Here is a 674-nt window from a genome sequence, read left to right as displayed (position 1 = left end):
CACGCCGAGCGCGAGGATATGCACGCCGCCATAGCGCGCGGTGAAGCGGCCGAGGTCGTTGTCGAAGCGCGTCGGGTCCAGCACGGCCAGCAGCTCGATATAGCCATGGGTGAGGAAGGCGCAGCGGTTGCCGCTGCCATAGAGCTCCACCTCCGATGTGGGCGTGCGGCGGCCGGATTGCTGCGCGATGGGCGAGAGCGAAAAGCCCAGCGCCTCATAGGCCGCCGTCATCGGCGCGAGATCCATGTTGCAGACGCCGACATGGTCGAGCGCGAGCGCGGTCTCCGCCATCAGGCGATCTCCTCGTATTTCGGCAATTGCCACTCGGCCGGCTCGGCCGCGGCGTCGCGGTACCATTGGTCCACCAGCGGATGCGCGCGCACGGCGTCCACGTAGGCGCGGCTCTTCGCGGAGAGTTCCGGCTGCCAGGTGAGGAAGCGCGCGCAGACCGGCGCGAACATCACGTCGGCGAGGGTGAAGTCCGCGCCGAAGAGGAACGGACCGTCATTGATGTCCAGGCATTCGGCCCAGAGCGCCTCGATCCTGCTGATATCGGCCAGTGCGCCCTCGGTCCGGCGCAACCCGGGAAAACTGCGGCCGACATTCATCGGCATGGCGATGCGGAGCTCCCGGTATCCGGCGTGCATCTCGGAGGCGACGCTGCGCGCCTGCGC

Annotated in this window: 2 protein-coding genes; both read right to left on the bottom strand. The window is 68.2% G+C overall.

From position 1 onward, the window contains the following. A partial coding sequence (locus AC1DWF_RS35075; protein WP_476843080.1) for a VOC family protein occupies positions 1-291 on the bottom strand: 291 nt, incomplete at its 3' end. Continuing rightward, the coding region (locus AC1DWF_RS35070; RefSeq protein WP_476843079.1) for a glutathione S-transferase C-terminal domain-containing protein at positions 291-674 on the bottom strand (384 nt) is incomplete at its 5' end. The genes AC1DWF_RS35075 and AC1DWF_RS35070, both read right to left, overlap by 1 nt.

The organism is Aminobacter sp. P4_D5 (assembly GCF_056401815.1).
Note: the sequence above shows the minus strand (reverse complement) of the source record. Positions and strands in the feature narration are given on the sequence as shown.